This is a genomic window from Campylobacter sp. IFREMER_LSEM_CL2194, from assembly GCF_025771685.1.
Classification (GTDB): Bacteria; Campylobacterota; Campylobacteria; order Campylobacterales; family Campylobacteraceae; genus Campylobacter_D.
Genome location: NZ_JAKMQS010000002.1, coordinates 1 through 19,341 on the forward strand (window position 1 = coordinate 1; position 19,341 = coordinate 19,341).

Genomic DNA, 19,341 nt, shown 5'->3' on the forward strand with positions numbered 1-19,341 from the left:
GCATGAGCTTTATCTTTAGGATTATCATAGATTAAAGTGATATTTGAAAGATTTTTATTAGTAGCCATTTGACCATAGAAGTTTTTACCACTTAAGAGTTTATAAGTATCAAGATTATAATCATAGACATCATTGTTCTCATAATGGTGTTTTTTAATTACATAAGCATTAGAAGTTTTATCATAATTTGACTGGGTGGCAGCTTCTAAAGAGCTTAGTGAAAATACAGTAAATAAAGAAAGCTTTAAAAGATTAGAGTTTTTTAAAGAATTTAAAGCATTTAAGCTAAAACGAAAATTATCGTATCCCCCCCCCCCGTGAGGTGATTTTTGGATAAATTTTTATTCATTGAAAATTCCTTTCAAAAAATAGTTAATGTGTTGTTTAATTTATTGCTTGTTTGTATATTTTTGTAATGAGTATTACCAATATATTCTTAACAATTAAGAAATGTTAATACTATATTTATAAATTTAAGCTTAATTATAAAAAATAATAAAATATTAGTATGATAAGAATATATTATATCGGCTTGAATATATTGTAAAATAGGTGTTTGAATAAAGAATAGTGTTATAAATTTTTTAAATTATTTTTTACTAAAATATACTTTATAAAACACCTAAATCTATTGTAAAAATTTAATCTTATTTTCTAAAACACTTTTTGGGGTAAGTCCGATGAATTTTTCATTTATTTTACCTTTTTCATCAAAAAAAATCATCACAGGCACGCCATAAATTCCACCCACAGCTTTAGATAAAAATGAGCTTGCTTTAACTTCATATAAAAGTGGCAAATCTAGCTTTTTTTCCAAAAGAATTTTTTGAGCTTCTTCTTTTGAATTAGCTCCATTTAGCACCGCTAAAATAGGAAAATTTCTTTCCTTATAAAGCTCGTTTAACATAGGAATTTGTGCATTACATGCACCACAATCTTGCGTGAAAAAAAATAAAGCATAAGCTTGATTTGCATTTTGTGTTTTTAAGGTTTTTTCAAAACCATCATATTTGAAAGTATAGTTTTGATTTGAATTTAAGGTTTGAAATTCGTTATTTGAGCATGCGCTAAAGAAAAAAACGCTTATTAAAGCCAAGAAGCAATAGAAGCTTTTAGTTGCGACCATGGTTTTTCTCCTATGATTTTATCTTGTACAACTCCATCTTTAATGACAAAAGTAGTTGGCACTGCAAAAACGCTAAATCTTTGCCATGAGATATCTAAATCATCTTGTAAAAATATAATATTTTTGTAATCATATTTTGTAGCAAATTCTTCAAAATCTTTCCCCTTATCTATAGAATCAAGCGCTAAAACAGTCATTTTTTTAGGGTATTCGTTAGCTAGTTTTTCCAAAAGTGGCAAGTCTTTTAAACAAGATGCACAACCTTGCTCTACAAAAGTTAAAACGATAAGATTATCAAAATCAGCTAGTTTAATTTTCTCACCTTCTAAATTTTTAGCTGCGATCTCTGGTGCTTTTAAGCCTACTTTGCCGCCATTTTTATTGTTGTTTTCAAAACATGCACTTAAAAAAACTAAACATAAACAAGCTAAAATTATACTTTTAATTTTCACTTTTCATCACTCCATGGCTTAAAATGATAGTTCTATCAGCAAAGGTTGCTAAGTCTGGATTGTGAGTGATTAAAACTATGGTTTTACCATCTTGTTTTAATTTACAAAAAAGTTCTAAAATGTTTTTTTCATTTGCCTCATCTAAATTTCCAGTTGGCTCATCTGCTAATAAAATTTCAGGATCATTCACTAAAGCTCTTGCTATGCATAGCCTTTGTTGCTCCCCGCCACTTAATTGGCTAGGTAAATGCGTAAGTCTGTGTGAAAGCCCTACTTTTTCTAGCGCCATTATAGCGTCTTTTTGTTCTATGCTTGAATGATAAAACTGAGCTAGCATAACATTTTCTAAGGCATTTAAATAAGGTATTAAATGAAATTGTTGAAAAATCAAACCTATTTTTTCTCTTCTAATCACGCTTTTTTCTTCTTCGCTTAAATTTCCAACTTCTTTATCATCTAAAAAATACTCCCCACTACTTTGAGTATCCATCAAAGAAAGTATATTTAAAAGTGTTGATTTACCTGAACCTGATGGACCCATAATGGCTAGCCATTCGCCTTGCTTTACTTCTAGGTTGATATTTTGTAAAGCTTTAACTTCATTAAAATTACGATTTAAATTTGAAATTTTTATAATATTTTTCATCACTCACCCTTTAAATTTTCACAAACATTGATTTTTAAGGCTTTTTTTAGCGGTAAAATACTTGCAAAAAATGCAAATACCAAAGAAACAAGCACCGCAAAAAATACTGAAAGCAATCTAAAGTCTATACTTGCATTAAAAATCAAATACCCAAAAATATTTGCCAAAAAATACCCACAAAAAGCACCAAGCAAACTCGCACTTAAACTTAAAATAAACACTTCAGCTCCAAAGAGCTTGATGATTTCTTTATGCTTAGCTCCTAGTGCAAGGTGTAAGGCTATTTCTTTTTTTCTTGAAAAAATAACTGCACTAAGAGTGGTATTTACGCTCAAAGAACTAATGAGTAAAATCGTCAAGCTAATCAAAGCCATTAAAGCTTTAATCTTTTCTAAAATCACACCTTCGCTAATGGACACTGAAGCTATGACTTTAGCTTCTACATTGCCCTTGCTAAGCTCTTTTGCTTTTTGATCTAAGCTTTCATAATCGCCTAGTAAAATAGCTTGAGCATAATTTATAACTTCTTTAGCTGCTAGCTCTTGAGCTTTTTTTAAAGAGATGATTAAAACCCCATCTTGCTCATCGTTACTTCTTAAAATAGCTTTGATTTTTACTTTGACTATTTTAGAAATGCTTGGGTTGTAAATTTGTAATTCTTGTCCTATTTTAAGTTCAAGTTGTTTAGCTAAATCAGCCCCTACAAAGGCACTATCTTCACTAAAATCACTCAAAGAAAAGCTTCCTTTTAAAACCTCCATAAAAGGCTTAGTAAGCTTTAAATTTGCAAAATCAACCCCAACCACCACCGCACTTGAGCTTTCAAGATTATAAAAACCATATAAAAATGGGGTTAAAGCCTTTGCTTTCAAGCTTTCTTTGGCTTGATTAAACTCATCCATGCTTAAAAATTCATCATCTTTTGGCGTGATGATAAAATTAGCCCCATAAGCTTTTAATTCTTTAGATAATTTTGTATCAATATCAAAATAAATATTAAAAAATGAAGCACTAACCATAGCACCCATAAACACAGCTATAAAAATAATACAAACTCTTTTATAAGAAAAAATAAGAGATTTAAAAACCTCTTGCATAAAAAAATTATTTGCCATATAAAACCTCTGAAGTAGAAAGTTTAGAAATTCCTTTGATAGAGAACAAACATCCTAAAAATACTATAAGCATCGCAAAAAATAAACAAATTGGTAAAATAATCCAAGATATAGCAATAGTATGGTCGAATATACTTAGAGCAATAATTTCTGAAACCCCAACGCCAAAAGCAAAACCAAAAACAGCCCCAACTAAAGCTACCACAACCCCTTCTAATGCAAAAATCATATAAATTTGCAAAGTGCTAGCACCCAAAGCTTTTAAAAGTCCTATTTCGCTTTTTCTTCTAAAAATATCTGCACTCATTAAAGATGATATAGCTATGGAAGCTACGATTAAACATATAATGCTAACTACACCCATTAAAGATTGAATTTTAGATACTATCAAACTTTCTGCATCTGAAATCGCACTCACTACTTTTGTGCTAGCACCTTTAAAATCTTCTGCGATTTGATAAGCAATAGAACTTACATAAGCAGTGCAATACCACTGATCATACTCAAGCTGATTAAGACTATCTACATCGCGTCTTGCTTTTTGTGCTAAATCGTTTTCAGGTATAGTCAAAGCTGAAACTTCTGCTTTGGCAAACAAACCTTCTTTTTTAGAAAGTTTTTGTGCTAAAAGTAAAGAAGTAATGATTTTATTTGAAAAGGCTTGAGTTAAGTCTATAATACCAACAATTTTTACTTTAAAAATTTGATTATTTTGCACAAGGGTGATTTCATCATCTATTTTTAAATCATATTTTTGTGCTAAGTCTTTTCCTAGCATTATTTCATCTAAACTATCATCTTTTGGGTAGCTTCCTTTGATTTGACTATATTTGTATAATTCTTTAATGCCTGCATAAAAATCATCATCATCTTGCACCTTTATAGCTTTATCAAAATAAGTTCCCACTAAAGAGATATTTTCATAATTTGCATTTGGAGTTTGAATTTTTACTTGGGTATCTAAAAATGGCGCAAAGGCGTTGATATTATTTCTCCAAAAAATTTCTTTTATAGTATGGAGTTTGCTTTCTTCTAAAAAATTTTGATTTTTCAAAGGCTCATAGATTTTATTACCCACTTCTACACTTAAACTTGCGCCTTTAGGTAAAACTAAAATGTTCGATCCATAACTTCTTAATTCTTTTGTGATTTCATTACCTATGCCTAAAGTAAGATTTAACATCGTAGCCATAAGTAAAGTAGCTAAAAAAATCGTTAGTAAGGCTAGAGATTTTTGAATTTTATTTTGAAAAATGGAATTTTTTACAATCTTAATTTGCATAGTCATTTCCTAATAAATTATGAATTCTATATTTTGATGTTTTATTCATATCGATGTATTTTAAAGGATCGTTTTTAAACTCTTCATAGTTTTTTTCATTCGCAAAAAAATATGTTCTTCCTTTATAAACATAAGATCTTGGCGCTTTTAAATTAATTAGTTCAGTATTATCAATAGGATCATAAACTTTCTTTTCTACTACTTGAGTGAAAAAATTTACCCCATCTAAAATTTCTGAAAAAGGTATAATAACTTTGCCATTTTCAAATTTATATTTCATAGGGATAGGATTACACCCACCTGCCTTACCTACACTTGGTAAGAAAATTCTAACATTACATGAGATACAAATTAACTCTCCACCTTTTTTAACATAACCCATATCCCCACATATACTACAAGCATCAAAAACCGCTACTGGCGAGTCTTTATCTTCTCTTTTGTTGATTAAGAAAAATCTCACTACCTTACCCTCATCGCTAATATAAGCAAAGCGGTGTAAGTTATTATCTCTTAAAATAGCTACATCAAAGACAAATTCATCATTATCATTTGGCTCTACATAGGTTGGCTCATCTATGGTTACCGGTCTTGAAGCATGTAAGTCATAAAAGAGAAAAATACAAAGACTCAAAATCATAGCACTGAAAATACTTGCACTAAAATTAGTTATAGTTGAATTTTTTGCTTGATTTTTTCTAAATTCTATATCAAAATCTTTTTTCTTAGTATTTTCACTTACTCTTTGCTTTAGAGCTAAAACTATAAAAAGCCCCAATAATACAAACCATACATAAGTATAAAATTTAGCATAATACACACTTTTTGCCACATAGCTTAAATACAAGCTTTCTGTTTCTATCACGCCTTCTCTCATAAGGTGTAATAAAATTTGCGCTAAAGCTTCATTTAGATAAAAAATTACGATAATAAATAAAAATAAATTTAAAAACTTGAATTTAAATTCTCTTAGCCATCTTGTAAAAAGATAAACCCCAAAGCACATAATAAAAGCAAGTAAAATAAACCCAAAAGAGCTAATCGCTAAAGAATCTAAAAAATTAGTGCTTAATATAGGAAAGTCAATAGAAATATGTAAGTATTTTATACCAAAAGCAAAAGATAATAAAAAAAGTAATATTGCTTGAATTTTTTCTTTTAAAAAATTATTTTTCATAAAAGAAAAAATGATAATACACAAAAACAATAAAACAAATAAAATATCATTAGAAAAATATAGCAAATCATAACTTAGTGTTTTAGCGCTAATAAAAAAAGCAAAATAAGAAAAAACAAAACCTACAAAAGCAAGTTTAAACACTAAAGAATTTTTTAGATTATAAAAAAATAAAGCACTCAAAAGCGCATAAGAAAAAAATACTCCAAAAAAATGTACAAAATAAATCGACATAGGCTCTTCTTTGATAGAATTTATTTATAAAATCAATAATTTCATAAATAAACCCTAGCAAAAGCTAGGGAAAAATCACTTAGGTTTTCCTGTGTATTTGAAGTTATATTTAACCGAAAATGGCTCAAACCATTTACCAACACCTGTTTCTTTATCAACATGGCGTCCAAAACCTTGTTTTTCTGGACTTTCTATTAAAAATACTAACTCGTAATTTCCAATGCCTGTATCCATTTTTAAATTTGCACCATAGTGAGGGCCATCATCTGCAACCATAGGCATAAGAGTTCCTGTTTTTACTTTACCATTGTCAAGATTAGTTAGCTTATAAGCTATAGTTAAATAAGGGATCCAAAAGCCTTCTGGAAAGCCGTTTTTATTACCCTTTAATGCATGAATATCTGCTTCAAGGTGAATATCTGCCAAACTTGCTGCAAGATCAATCCCTCTTGGCTCCATTTCGATTGGTTGTAAATAAACCGCTGCTATTTCCATACCATTTAATTCATAAGGATCGCCAATTGGCACCTCTGCTGCAAAAACTGAACTAGCTAAAATACTAGCTGCTGCGCCTAAACTTAATAAAGTTTTTTTCATATTTTTTCCCTTTTATTTGAAATTTGCTTTGTTATAAAAATACCCATAATGAGTAAGATTAAAACCATAAACTGAGGTATGATACTCTCATAGTAAGGATAAATTCCAAGCCACAAAATTCCTTCAAAATCAAAAGGAAGTAAGCTTGGGGTGATAACCTTAGCTTCTATGAGCTCACCAATGCCTTTGCCTGTAAAGACAAAGACCATGTAAAAAATAATGTATGAAGTTATATAGAAAAATTGTTTTACTGGTATTTTTAAAGCACCAGCTTTTAATAAATAATAAAGTATGATAAGTATAATTAATCCACTAGCTAATCCTATAAATATAAAACTATAATCTGTGCTTGTTTTTGCATCAAATAATAAAGCCTGATAAAAAAGAATAGTTTCAGCACCTTCTCTATATACAGCTAAAAACACACTAAACCATAAGGTTTTTGCTGAATTATTTGATATAGCTTTAACTGCTTGGGTTTTTATGTGATTTGCCCATTTTTTATTTTGTGCATTTGATAAAAGCCAAAAACCTACATAAAATAATAATGCAACAGCCACAAGCATAGTAATGCCTTCTAGCAACTCTCTGCTTTGCCCTGCTTGTTCTTTAAAAATCCATGAAATAAAAAATGCTGTTACAAAACTTAAAAATACCCCACTCCAAAGTGCTGAATATACTATATTTAAACGCTTTTTATTACCACTTTGAACTAGGTATGAAACTATAGCTACAATAATAATTAAAGCCTCCAAGCCCTCTCTTAAGATAATACCCAAAGCCCATATAAATAAAGACATAGGTGAGGATTCTTGAATTTTATCTAAAGAGCCTTCCACTAAGGCACTAAGCTCGTCAAAATTTTGTTTTAATTCTTCTTTAGAAGCACTTGCTTTAATAAGTGCAACACCTTTTGAAAAATAACTTTCTATTTTTAATTTTAAAGCACTATCAATAGCACCAATTTTACTTTCCATGCCACTTGCTTCAAAAATATCTAAATACACATTTTGTAAAGCATCTATACTATTTAAACTAAATCCCTCATAATTTTGCAAAATATCATTAAGAGCAATTTTCATATCATCATATACTTTAGTATAGTTTTTAGTACTCATAGCACTTTCATCAAAGCCTTTAACTTGAAGCAAGGCTAATTCTTCTTTAGGTAGAGCTAAAAACGCTTCATATAATAAATCTGATATGTTTGAAATTTCATCTCTAATAGTTTTTTCATCTAAAGTATTAGCATTGATTTTTCTTATAATAGTTCTAAGTTTAGTTTGAATTTTTTTATCCACTCCTGCCTTAGTATATCTTGCCACTAAAACTTCTACTTTTGAGTTTCTATAGTCTTCAAACAATGCTGATTGAATCAAATCTTTAGCTTTTTGATAGTCTTTATTTACAAACGCTAATGCAGCCTGATCAAGCTTTGAAATCATAGAATCCATTAAAAATTGCAACCTTGCATCCAAAGTCGAAGCTTCTTGTAAAGCTAGCAATGCTTCATCTTTTTGAGTGTCTTGCTCTTGAGCAATCAAACTTTGAGTTGAGTTTTGTGAAGTTTGTTCTTTAACATTCTCTCCAAGCAAAGCAGCAAACATCGCTTCAGCTTGTGCTTGGCGTTCTTTTTCTGCTTTTAAAGATGAGTTTTCAGCTGCTTTTTTATCATAATTTACATCACTAGCTTCAGCTTTAAGCTGGAAGCCTTTTTCTAAAATAGGAACTATTTCATCTAAATCAAAATACAAACTACTAATCAAGGCTTCTATTTTAGAAAAATCTTCTTTATCTTTATATAACTTTCTTAAATTAACAAATTTACGCTCCATAACAATGGCTTTTCTACCAACATTACGCCCAATAGAACCTTCCATGGTTTCAAAATGCTGAAAATATGCATCTTCTGCCTTTTTTTTCGCTTCTAAATTTTTATTTTCTTTGTATAAAATCATACTTTCATTTAAAATTTGTTTGATTGCTTGGGCTTCTTTTTGATAATCAATCTCTCTAGCATAAACAATAGTACAAAATAAAAAAATTATCAACAAGCTTATTTTTTTAAACACTATTTTACTCCGAAATGATATTCATTTTTAAAATCATAGTCGCAAGTATAGTACTAGCTTTCTTAAATTTAGATAAACATTATCATTATTTATTTCATAATAAATCAGATAAAAATACTACAAAATGCTACTTTTAGCTACAAAATAAGCTAAAAAATTATTATTTTTAAGAGTATTGTTTATTTTTTATTTGTTTTAATCATAAAAATAAGTTTTTCTTTGCTAATATGTGGTGGTTTTAAAAATTCAAGGAGTTTTTGTGCTAGTAATTACCCATGAAAAACCAAGCAAGCTCAAAAAAATGTTAAAAAATTTAGGTTTTTGGGTGATTATAGGAATAATAGCTGGTATTAGCCTTGGTTTATTAGATAAAGAACTTGCACTAGCTAGTAAAATCGGAGTGGATTATTTTATACAAGCTTTAAAATTTTTAATAGGGCCTATTATATTTTTAACTATTGTTTTAGGAGTTGTTAGCCTTGAAAGTCTAAAGCAAGTTGGAAGTATAGGTGCTAAAGCTTTATTATACTTTGAAGTAGTGAGTACTTTTGCTTTAGCTATTGGTATTTTTATGGCAAATATTATGGGACCTGGAAAAGGAATGAACCTTGATCCAAACACCTTAGATCAAGAGAGTGTAGCTCAATTTGTCAATAACAATATAGAAATAAGCGCACAAAATGAGATTTTACATATTTTAAAAGACGCCATACCTACTGATATCATCGCTGCTTTTAGCGAGGGAAAAACCTTGCAAATCTTAGTTATAGCCCTAGCTTGTGCTTTCATTATTTCGCTTATGAGAATTGATGAGAGAAAAGCTATACAAAAAACCTTAGAAATAATGCAAAGTTTTGTTTTTAAAATCCTAGAAATCATTATGTATTTTTCTCCTATTGCTGCTTTTTCTGCGATGGCTTTTTTAGTGGCAAAATATGGACTTGACTCTTTGTTAAATTTAGGATATTTACTTGTTGTTATGTTGCTTGCTTCTTTGCTTTTTATCTTTGGAGTTTTGGGAATTATTTGTTTTATTGCCAAAGTAAATATTTTTAAATTTATGCGTTTTATTTCAAGAGAAGTTTTGATAGTTTTTGCTACAAGTTCTAGCGAATCAGCATTAGCTCCACTTATGAGAAAGCTTGAAAAAGCAGGAATTTCAAAAGCCACTGTGGGTTTGGTATTGCCAACTGGATATAGTTTTAATCTTGATTGTACTAATATTTATTTGGCTATGAGTTTGATTTTCCTTGCACAAGCTTTTAATGTAGAGCTTTCTTTAACGCATGAAATTAGCATTTTAATCGTACTAATGATAGCTTCAAAAGGTGCTGTTGGTGTAACTGGTTCAGGTTTTATCATACTAGGAAGTACGCTGGCAGCTTTATCTAATATGCATATTGCAGAAGCTAACAATGGCTTAGGAGCAAGTTTAGGCGAGGTTTTACCAGTAGCTGCTATTTCTATACTCTTGGGTGTGGATAAGTTTATGTCTGAAATTCGTGCGGTAGGAAATTTATGCGGTAATAGCGTAGCAGCTTTAATCGTAGCTATTTGGGATAAACAAATAGACTGGGAAAAGTTTCGCTACGCTCTTGATAATCCTAAAGAATTTACTAATGCGGGTTTTGATTAAAAAACCTCTTTTTGTATTTTTTCTACATATTTTTCTCTTAGTTTTTGGGTATAAAAGCCTACTTTACCATCATTAATCACCTTGCTATCTGCTTTTATAACACCTAAAATCAAAAAAGTAGCCGCAGAAATAAATACCTCATCAGCCTCATATACTTCTTTCATACTAAAAGCTCTTTGATCTACTTTAAGATCAAGTTCTTTGGCAAATTTCAAGATATTTTTACGGCGAATTCCTGGTAAGATTTCATTAGAAAATGGCTTAGTAATTAAAGTTTTATCTTTTATAATAAAAGCTGAACTACTAGAAGCTTCCGTTACTAAAGCATTTTCTACCATAAAAGCTTCAAAAACCTTAGCTTTTATAGCTTCTTCTTTTGCAAGACATTGAGCCAATAAAGAAATTGATTTTATATCCCTTCTTTTCCATCTTAAATCAGCTGTTGAAATAACACTTACCCCATTTTTAGCATACTCATGCTCAATCACCTTGCATTCAAAAGCAAAAGCCATAATAGTAGGTTTTAATCCCTTCAAAAGAGCAAAATTTCTACTAGCAACCCCTCTAGTAACTTGCATATAAAGCCCACCTTCTTTAAGAGAGTTTTTAATGATTAATTGCTCTAAAATATTTTCAAATTCTTCTTTTGTATAAGGAATTTGTAGTTCAATTTGAGCCAAACTACGCTCAAAACGCTCCCAAAATTCTTCTTTGTCAGCTATTTTTGCATTTACCACAGGAACTACTTCATAAATTCCATCTCCAAAGATAAAACCTCTATCAAAAACACTCACTTTAGCTTCACTAGCTTTTACAAACTCATCATTTAAAAACACCACTTCCATTTCTTGCATAAGTCCTCCTTTTAATCAAATAAATCAACAATATCTTTTGGCAAATCAAGCTGATTAGAATAATAAAAATACTTAGCTAAAACTAAAATTCCTATATAAAATTCTATCTTTTCATCCAAAAATTGCTCTATGTAAGCATGGGCATTTTGAATGATTTCTTTTGCTCTATACGGATTAATTAAATAATAATCAAGCAAAGCTTCTACATTTTCATAATCATCATCAATCAAAGCAAAGTGCTCATTTGGAACTAGCTTTCCTTCCATAAACCAAGTTTCATAGCGCATTTTTGGTGCCAAAACTAAAGAATTTGTTCTCATCGCCCACTTTAAGTTGCTTGCTACATCATTGCCTTCTAAAGAAAGTAAAAATTTAAACTGAGTTTGATAGGCTCTACTGATTTTAAAATTTAAATTTTTAATCCATTTTTCGGCTTGAATTTTTCTACCACCAACATGAGCAATATCACAACGAGGATTATCAAAATACTTTTCAAAAAATTTAATACGATGAGGTTGATAAATTGCGCCTCTAAAAAAAAGCAAATCTTCTTTATCTTCAAATTGGTTTTTATCTTGTATAAAATCAAAATGTCTGTTTTTGTCTAATTTTAAAATGATATTATTAAAACCATTTTCAACCGGTCTTGATTTAGCTATACTTGGATATTTAAGATTATAACTAATATCCCCAAAACCTTTAACCCATAAAAAATCATCATCAAAATACTTACTGATTGCATAAGCATCGTAAGCATAAGAAGTTTTTTTAAAAGGAAATTTTCCTATTTTTTCATAATTTTCAAATTTTTTTATATCAAAAAAATCATTTTGCAGATTATAATAATTTAAACGAGTAATAATATTATCTATATTTTTTGATTTTAAAATTTCTTTTAAAATATTTTGCAATTGATTTTGATAAATTTTTCTAGGTATAAAACTTTTAGCTATGCCTTTTACATTCATCATAAATCTAGAATCTGCCATTTTTCTTCCATTTTGATATTAAAATAATATAAATTTTAACACAAGAATTCATTTACAAGACTTAAAATTTAGTTTAATTAAAAACAAAAATGTTAAAATCACAAAAATCACATACTAATTGGGTAAAAAATGAAAATACAAGAATTTATTTTAAACTTTATTTTTAAAGTTTCAAACCAACCTGTTAATTTAAAAGATTTATTAGAAGCAAACGCCTTACTTAATGAAGGCATGATGGTAGATCCTGCGAAATTAAATTTTAAATTTAAGGTGTTTAATTCTTATCTTATTTATGCATTTTTTTGCATAGCTATTTTAGTTCCTATGCTTATCATTAGTCATTATTTTTTAACAATTATTGATTTTCATATTAGTATTTTAAGTGCTGTTTTTGTAACCGCTTGTGTTTTTATTGGCTATGATATTTTTAAAATTTACACTAGAAAAGCAATAAGCAAAAGATTATTAAAAAAAGCTTGGGTTTTGCATTTTCCATATTTTGCTTATGAAAAATATTCAAAAATAGCAGAAAATATTTATAACCAAGCCATTAAAGAAGAAATCCCAAAAAACCAACTCGAGCAATATGTTTTAGAAAAAATCATTCAAACACAAGATTAATCTAAAAAGTCTAAAACTTGATTTTGAAAATATAGCGCTTCAAGCTGTCTTTGAAGCTCTTTGTTTTCTTCATCTAAAACAAGTTCTTGCGATCTTAAATCCGCTATATCTCTACTTACATAATAAATTTGATTTCTAATATAAATTTGTGGGAAAAATATCAATAAAGCAAATGCTATCATCAAACCTGCATATATTAAATTTTTAGGACTTAAATTTTTATTCTCCTCACTTACTATACTATCTAAAAGCTCATATTTATCTTCTTGATTATACTCTTGGTTTTCTTCAAGTCTTACTTTTTCTTCTAAAATTTTTTGTTCTTGCTTGGCTAGTTTTTCTTTTTCTTTTAATTCCTCTTGAGCTTTTCTTAGTTTTTCTTGTTCGATTTTTTTTTGCTCTTTTAATTCTTGTTTGAGTTTAGCTTTTTCTTTTCTTTTTTCTTTTAAATCTTGAAATTTTGAAGTGACAAAAACATTGCTTTGAGTAAGAATTTTAGATATTTGAATAGGATCTTTATTTTCTTGTTTTTTTTCTATTTTTCTTACTTCTTGAGTTGATTTGTTACTTTTAAGCGTTTTAGAATTTGCAATATTTTTTTTATCGAATTTTTCTTTTTGCTTTTTGAAAAAATTAAGTTGTAATTTAAAAGGCTTTTTTTCTTCTAATTTAACATTAATCAAATCTTCTTTTAAATAAATAGCAGATTGCTTCTTAGGTTTTTCTTCATACTCTTCATCAAAATCTGTAAATTTAGGTCTTTTTTTACGTTGTATTCTATTTTTTAGTATACGATCGCTCTCATTAAAATTTTGCTCATATTCTTCATAAGGCCTACCTTCTTTAATAGCCCTGGAATATTTCAACATTTTTTCACGTATATTTTGCTTTTCTTTTAAAAAATCATCTTCAACCATTATTTACCTAAAATAAAAAATTCTCATTTTTGCACAACTTGATCTGCTATTATAGCTTATTTCTTCTTTGGAGGCACTTATAGCTTTTTTACTTAAAATTTTCCCAAGACTATGTCCTTTGCCACATTCGCATTTTATGGCTCTTTCATCACAAATGCAGTCTTTTTCCCATCTTTTAAAAGTATTTTTTACTATCCTATCTTCTAAAGAATGAAAACTAATAATAGCTAATTTACAATCTTTTAATTTTACTTTTTCTATGTTTTCAAGCAAGGATTTTAATTCGCCAAGCTCATTATTTACTTCTATGCGTAAAGCTTGAAATACAAGCAAAGCTAAAGACACATTGCGTCCTTTTAGCTTAGCATTTCCTATAATTTGACTTAATTCTTTTGCGCTTGTAATCTCTTTTTGACTTCTTGCATTGATGATTTTTTGAGTAAGCATTGAAGCAACCGGTGTTAAATCTCCATAGTCTTTAAAAATTTGCTCCAAGGCTTCCTTGCTGTAAGAATTTACCACTTCTTTAGCGCTTAAAGGATTATTTTGATCCATTCTCATATCTAAAAAATCAGAATTTAGTGAAAAACCTCTATCATTTTTGTCAAGCTGCAAAGAAGATACACCGATATCAGCTAAAATTCCTCTTAGGTTTTGCGTTGGAATTTGAGTTAAAATGTCTTTAAAACCTATATGATTAAAACTTATCCTATCTTGAAATTTTTTTAAAAATTCTTTAGAAAAATTTAAAGCTTCTAAATCTTTATCACAAGCAATTAATCTTAGTTTCTCATGAGCTTGCAATAACGCCTTAGAATGCCCTCCATAACCCAAAGTGCAATCTAAAAAATCTCCACTATCAAAATCATCAAAAGCGTCTAAAACTTCTTGCAGTAAAACAGGAATATGTGGACTTTGCAAAATAAACCTTTAAAATATTTTTTAGTATAATATCTTAGTTAAGTTTAAAACAAGGTTTTTAATGAATAAAGAAAATATCATTTCTCAAATCAAAATACTTTCTACTTCAATGTTTAAAAAAAATTTTTTTGGAATTTGCCACGGATCAGTTTCAGCAAAACTATCTCAAAGTTCTTTTATTATAAATAAAAATGACACTTTTTTAAATCAACTAGATGAAAAAAGTTTAAGTATTTTAAAATTTGCAAAAGATTATAGCTGGGATGAGGCAAGTAGCGATAGTGAAATCCATAAAAGTATATATGAGAACATACCTGAAGCTAAATTTATATGTTTTGCCTGCCCAACCTATACCTTATCTATGAGTTTAAATCATGATTTTATAACACCTCAAGATTATTTTGGTGAAATTTTTCTAGAAGAAATTCGAGTTTATAATCCTAAAAATTATGAAGATTGGGAGGATAGATCACAAACTGAAATTTATCGTTATATGTTAGAACAAAAACAAAATTTTGTTGTTGTAAAGGGCTATGGTATATTTGCCTATGGTAGAACAAGTTATGAATTAGGTAAAATTATAGATTTAATTGAAAATTCTTGCAAAATTATCCATTTAGCGGAAACAAATTTATCATAATAATTTAAAATTAATCTTTTATTAATCACAAATTATTTATAATTTATAGTTTAATTTATTTAATCAGATTGGGGTAAAAATGCTCACTTGGATGCAGCATCATAAAAAATACTTAGTTGTAACTATTTGGATTAGCGTTATTGCTTTTGTTGGAGCAGGTTTTGTTGGTTGGGGGAGTTATGATTTTAACACTGACAGGTCAAATTCTGTTGCAAAAGTAGGCGATGAAAAAATAAGTTATGATGAGTTTAATCTTAAATATTCTCAATTATTTGGCTATTATTCTCAGCTAAACAATGGCAATTACACACAAGAACAAGCACAAAAAGATGGCTTAGACACCCAAGCTATTAATGAACTTATACAAGAAAAATTACTACTTTCTTATGCTAAAACCTTGGGTTTAAATGTGAGCGAGGAAGAAATTGCTTATGATTTAGCACATCAAAAAATCTTTCATAATGCTTCAGGTGTTTTTGACAAAAATTTATACTATAATCTGCTTGCAAGAAACAACTATACACCAAAAACTTATGAAAAAATCATTCACGATGAGTTATTACTTAAAAAAATCAATGCTATTTTAAATTTACAAATCAAACCCAATGAACTTGATATGTTTGGCGCAAGTTTTTTAATGCAAGATAGTTTAAAAGTTCAAGCTATAAAACTTGATAATAAAAACATAACAATGGATGAAAAAGAATTAAAACAAACTTGGGAGAAAAATAAAGAGCTTTATAAGACGCAAAAAAGTTACGAGCTTGCAACTTATTTTTTAAACCCTGATATAATCAAAATTGATGACAAAGAAATCCAAGCTTACTATGAAGAAAATAAAAATGACTATAAAGATTTTGCAGGGAAAATTCTAAGTCTAGAACAAAGCAAAGATAAAGTTATAAAAGATTTAAAACTTTCTAAACTTAAACTTAAAGCCAATGAAAGCTATGTGGCTTTGAGAAAGAACGAGCTTAGTTTTGATAAAAATATCACAATCAGCGATGCTGATATTTATTATCCTTTAGAAAATATACAAAAAGCTAAAGAAAATGATTTTATTAAGCCTTTTAAATTTGAAAACGGCTATATGATTGCAAAAATTATAAAAATAAATCCTATACAAACTATGACTTTTGAGCAAGCTAAAAACGAAGTAAGTAAACTTTACATTAAAGAAAAAACTAAAGCCTTATTAGAAGAAAAAGCAAAACTCACCCTAGATAATTTCCAAGGTATAGACATAGGTACTTATAGCCGTGACTCAAGCAAAAATGCAAAAGTGGGTAATATGATGAATGATACTGAATTTAGCGAGTTTTTAATGCATGTATTTGACTCAAACAAAGCTAAATCTTATGTATTATTTGATGATAAAGCAATAGTTTATGAGATCACAAAACAAACTTTAGAAAATAAAAACAAAGAAGAAATTTACAAATTTATCATAGAGCAAAGCGCTAAACAAACTAAACAAGCTTTACTTAAGGAAGAATTATTAAAAAAACTTATAGAATTATATCCAATTCAACGCTATTATAAAGGAAATACAAATTGAATATTTTAGGAATTGATTTAGGCTCAATACAAACTTGCGCCATATTAGCACAAAAAAGCGAAGAAGGACTAAAAGTCATTGGTTTTGGAAAATCAAAATCAAATGGTATAAAAAAAGGAGCAATTACTAATATAGAACTTGCTTCAAAATCCATAGAAGAAGCAGTAGCTGATGCACAAATGATGTCAGGCGTGCATTATGATAAAGTAATTGTATCTATTTCAGGTGCTTACGCAAAAAGCGTAGATAGTATAGGTGTAGTTAATATACCAAATCATGAAATAGGCATTAAAGAAATTCACAGAGCAGTAAGCACAGCAAAGCATACCGCAAATATACCTAGTGGATATGAAATCATTCATGTATTACCTTATAATTTTAAAGTAAATGATCTTGAACATGTAGAAGATCCTTTGGGAATGAGTGGAAATCGCCTTGAAGTTTCTACGCATATTGTAATCTCGCAAGAAGTGCATATTAAAAATCTAAAAAAAGCTGTGGAGCTTGCTGATCTTAGAGTAGATAACATCGTTCTTTCAGGCTATGCTTCTTCTATTGCTTGCTTTGATGATAGTGAAAAAGAATTAGGTGCTATTTTAATCGATATGGGTGGAGCAGTTTGCGATATGGTCATTCATGCGGGTAATTCTATACGCTACAATGAATGCTTACAAATTGGCTCAGTAAATATCACCAATGATTTATCCATAGCTTTACATACCCCGCCAAAAGAAGCAGAAAAACTAAAATTAAATTATGCATCTTTAGCGCAAAATGAAAACTCAATTATACAAATTCCATACATGGGTGATGAAAAAAGAAAAAATGAAGTTTCAGTAGAAGTCATATCCAATGTAATTTATGCAAGAATTGAAGAAACTATTATTATTTTAGCTAAAATGCTAAGCGATAATGCTTGTGCAAATCAAGCAGGAGCAGGTATAGTATTAACAGGTGGAATGACAAAATTTGCAGGACTTGACAAGCTTGCTTCAGCTTATTTTGATAATAAAGCTGTTAGAATAGCGACTGCAAAAAAAGATACTATGGATGGTTTTAAAGAAATTTTTGAAGATGCAGAAAATAGCTGTGCTATAGGTCTTTGTTTGTATGGTGGTGGGCATTTTACTCCTTATGAATTAGATTCTAATGAGAAACTAAGATACAAAGGAGAGCCTGAGTTTATCAATAAACAGATCAAACAAAATCTTACCATAGATGAAAACGAAGAAGAAAATAAAGATTTTGAAGAAATTTTTCAAGATCAAAAAGAATTTGAAGATGAAAAAACAGAATTAGCAAAAATAGAAACAAAGAAAGATAAAAAAACGAATTTAATGCATAAATTTTGGAATAAATTAATAAACCAGTTCTAATAGGAGACACAATGAGCGAATATCTAGTGGAAGAAATGCAACACGCAAAAGGTGCAAAAATAAAAGTCATAGGCTGCGGTGGCGGTGGCGGTAACATGATAGATCATATGGTAAATATGGGTTTACATGATCTTGATCTTATTTCAGCTAATACTGATGCACAAGCTATAGCTAAATCTTTAGCAAAAACTAGAATTCAACTAGGTGAGAAAAAAACCAAAGGTTTGGGTGCTGGAATGCAACCAGAAATTGGGGCAGAAAGTGCAAGAGAAAGTTTTGAAGAAGTAAAAGCTGCTTTAAGTCAAAGCGACATAGTATTTATTTCAGCAGGACTTGGTGGTGGAACTGGTACAGGTGCAGCTCCTGTTGTAGCACAAGCTGCTAAAGAAGTAGGTGCGCTAACTGTTTCAGTTGTAACTATGCCTTTTGCATTTGAAGGAAAACAAAGAAAAAAATTAGCAGAAGCTGGTTTAGCTGAATTAAAAAAAGAAAGTGATTCTATCATTGTAATCCAAAACGAAAAACTTCTTAGCATACTCCCAAAAAAAGCAGGTATAAAAGAAGCATTTAAACTAGTTGATGATATTTTAGCTAGAGCTGTTAGGGGTATGGTGTCTATCCTTTTAGAAGATGGTGATATTAATGTTGACTTTGCTGATGTTAGAACTGTTATGAGCCACAGAGGTTTAGCACTAATGGGCGTGGGTCATGGAGAAGGTGAAAATGCTATCATGGATGCATTATCAAGTGCTATAGAATCTCCATTATTAGACGGCATGACTATGAAAGGCGTTAAAGGCGTAATCATCCATTATAAAATTGGTCCTGAATGCTCATTGATAGAAATTTCACAAGCTACTCAAAGCATTAGCGATATAGCAGATGAAAACGCAAAAGTAATCTTTGGTGCAACGACTGATGAGAGTATGGGTGATCGCGTTGAAGTTACTATCATTGCTACAGGTTTTGAAGATAAAGCTGAAATAGAAAGTGCTAAAGAACAAGAAGAAAGTAAAAAAAATAGCTATATGAATTTACGTAAAGCTAGCGGTGGATTTGATGAAGAAGTGATTTCTCAGCTTGATGTTCCTGCTTTCTTGCGTCGCCAAATGGATTAATTTTTTAGTA

18 protein-coding genes are annotated in these 19,341 nt (G+C 29.4%); 6 read left to right on the forward strand and 12 right to left on the reverse strand.

What is annotated here, in order from left to right; all coding sequences use genetic code 11:
• Positions 1-628: 628 nt before the first annotated feature.
• The 8 genes from L8V79_RS01055 to L8V79_RS01090 all read right to left on the reverse strand — a co-directional run bounded on the left by L8V79_RS01055 (position 629) and on the right by L8V79_RS01090 (position 8,701).
• Positions 629-1,126, reverse strand: coding sequence for a TlpA family protein disulfide reductase (locus tag L8V79_RS01055; protein WP_263692678.1), 498 nt, complete (start codon positions 1,124-1,126; stop codon positions 629-631).
• On the reverse strand, positions 1,087-1,578 hold the full coding sequence (locus tag L8V79_RS01060) for a TlpA family protein disulfide reductase (protein ID WP_052768384.1): 492 nt from the start codon (positions 1,576-1,578) through the stop codon (positions 1,087-1,089). The genes L8V79_RS01055 and L8V79_RS01060 overlap by 40 nt, the downstream gene beginning before the upstream one ends.
• A complete protein-coding gene (locus L8V79_RS01065) occupies positions 1,568-2,224 on the reverse strand; it encodes an ABC transporter ATP-binding protein (protein ID WP_012661870.1) in 657 nt (218 codons plus the stop codon). Before L8V79_RS01065 ends, L8V79_RS01060 begins: the two co-directional genes overlap by 11 nt.
• On the reverse strand, positions 2,224-3,339 hold the full coding sequence (locus L8V79_RS01070; protein WP_263702175.1) for an ABC transporter permease: 1,116 nt from the start codon (positions 3,337-3,339) through the stop codon (positions 2,224-2,226). Before L8V79_RS01070 ends, L8V79_RS01065 begins: the two co-directional genes overlap by 1 nt.
• A complete protein-coding gene (locus tag L8V79_RS01075; RefSeq protein WP_263702176.1) occupies positions 3,329-4,621 on the reverse strand; it encodes an ABC transporter permease in 1,293 nt (430 codons plus the stop codon). Before L8V79_RS01075 ends, L8V79_RS01070 begins: the two co-directional genes overlap by 11 nt.
• Positions 4,611-6,032: a Fe-S-containing protein gene (locus L8V79_RS01080; protein WP_263702177.1), complete on the reverse strand. Its 1,422-nt coding sequence runs from the start codon at positions 6,030-6,032 to the stop codon at positions 4,611-4,613. The genes L8V79_RS01075 and L8V79_RS01080 overlap by 11 nt, the downstream gene beginning before the upstream one ends.
• 75 nt (positions 6,033-6,107) lie before the next feature.
• The gene (locus L8V79_RS01085) at positions 6,108-6,629 is read right to left on the reverse strand and encodes a ferrirhodotorulic acid transporter, periplasmic binding protein (protein ID WP_012661874.1); all 522 of its coding nucleotides are present in this window, start codon (positions 6,627-6,629) and stop codon (positions 6,108-6,110) included.
• A complete protein-coding gene (locus tag L8V79_RS01090; RefSeq protein ID WP_412175166.1) occupies positions 6,626-8,701 on the reverse strand; it encodes an FTR1 family iron permease in 2,076 nt (691 codons plus the stop codon). The genes L8V79_RS01085 and L8V79_RS01090 overlap by 4 nt, the downstream gene beginning before the upstream one ends.
• A gap of 301 nt (positions 8,702-9,002) precedes the next feature.
• Here L8V79_RS01090 and L8V79_RS01095 point away from each other — a divergent pair, with 301 nt between their 5' ends.
• The gene (locus tag L8V79_RS01095) at positions 9,003-10,337 is read left to right on the forward strand and encodes a cation:dicarboxylate symporter family transporter (protein WP_263702270.1); all 1,335 of its coding nucleotides are present in this window, start codon (positions 9,003-9,005) and stop codon (positions 10,335-10,337) included.
• On the opposite strand, the gene L8V79_RS01100 is transcribed toward L8V79_RS01095, so the two are convergent.
• Together L8V79_RS01100 and L8V79_RS01105 are read right to left on the reverse strand one after the other, a co-directional pair.
• Positions 10,334-11,191: a D-amino acid aminotransferase gene (locus L8V79_RS01100; protein WP_263702178.1), complete on the reverse strand. Its 858-nt coding sequence runs from the start codon at positions 11,189-11,191 to the stop codon at positions 10,334-10,336. The genes L8V79_RS01095 and L8V79_RS01100 overlap by 4 nt on opposite strands.
• Positions 11,192-11,202: 11 nt before the next feature.
• Positions 11,203-12,180 (reverse strand): glycosyl transferase family 90, encoded by a 978-nt coding sequence (locus L8V79_RS01105; RefSeq protein WP_263702180.1) that lies wholly within the window; start codon positions 12,178-12,180, stop codon positions 11,203-11,205.
• 129 nt (positions 12,181-12,309) lie between these two features.
• Between L8V79_RS01105 and L8V79_RS01110 the strand changes: the two genes are divergently transcribed.
• Complete coding sequence (locus L8V79_RS01110) at positions 12,310-12,801, forward strand: hypothetical protein (protein ID WP_263702182.1); 492 nt, start codon at positions 12,310-12,312, stop codon at positions 12,799-12,801.
• On the opposite strand, the gene L8V79_RS01115 is transcribed toward L8V79_RS01110, so the two are convergent.
• Positions 12,798-13,718 carry a hypothetical protein gene (locus L8V79_RS01115; protein ID WP_263663496.1) on the reverse strand — a complete coding sequence of 307 codons (921 nt, stop codon included), beginning with the start codon at positions 13,716-13,718 and terminating at the stop codon, positions 12,798-12,800. The genes L8V79_RS01110 and L8V79_RS01115 overlap by 4 nt on opposite strands.
• Positions 13,719-13,721: 3 nt before the next feature.
• Entirely contained in the window at positions 13,722-14,639 is a 918-nt protein-coding gene (gene rsmH, locus L8V79_RS01120; RefSeq protein WP_263702183.1) for a 16S rRNA (cytosine(1402)-N(4))-methyltransferase RsmH, read from the reverse strand.
• 61 nt (positions 14,640-14,700) lie between these two features.
• Here rsmH and L8V79_RS01125 point away from each other — a divergent pair, with 61 nt between their 5' ends.
• From L8V79_RS01125 to ftsZ, 4 genes are all read left to right on the forward strand, one after another.
• Entirely contained in the window at positions 14,701-15,279 is a 579-nt protein-coding gene (locus tag L8V79_RS01125; RefSeq protein WP_257397147.1) for a class II aldolase and adducin N-terminal domain-containing protein, read from the forward strand.
• Positions 15,280-15,358: 79 nt separating this feature from the next.
• Positions 15,359-16,837: a peptidylprolyl isomerase gene (locus tag L8V79_RS01130; protein WP_263702185.1), complete on the forward strand. Its 1,479-nt coding sequence runs from the start codon at positions 15,359-15,361 to the stop codon at positions 16,835-16,837.
• Positions 16,834-18,213 (forward strand): cell division protein FtsA, encoded by a 1,380-nt coding sequence (ftsA, locus tag L8V79_RS01135; RefSeq protein WP_263663486.1) that lies wholly within the window; start codon positions 16,834-16,836, stop codon positions 18,211-18,213. Before L8V79_RS01130 ends, ftsA begins: the two co-directional genes overlap by 4 nt.
• Positions 18,214-18,224: 11 nt before the next feature.
• Positions 18,225-19,331, forward strand: a complete 1,107-nt coding sequence (ftsZ, locus tag L8V79_RS01140; RefSeq protein ID WP_039626779.1) for a cell division protein FtsZ — start codon at positions 18,225-18,227, stop codon at positions 19,329-19,331.
• The last annotated feature ends 10 nt before the right edge of the window (positions 19,332-19,341 follow it).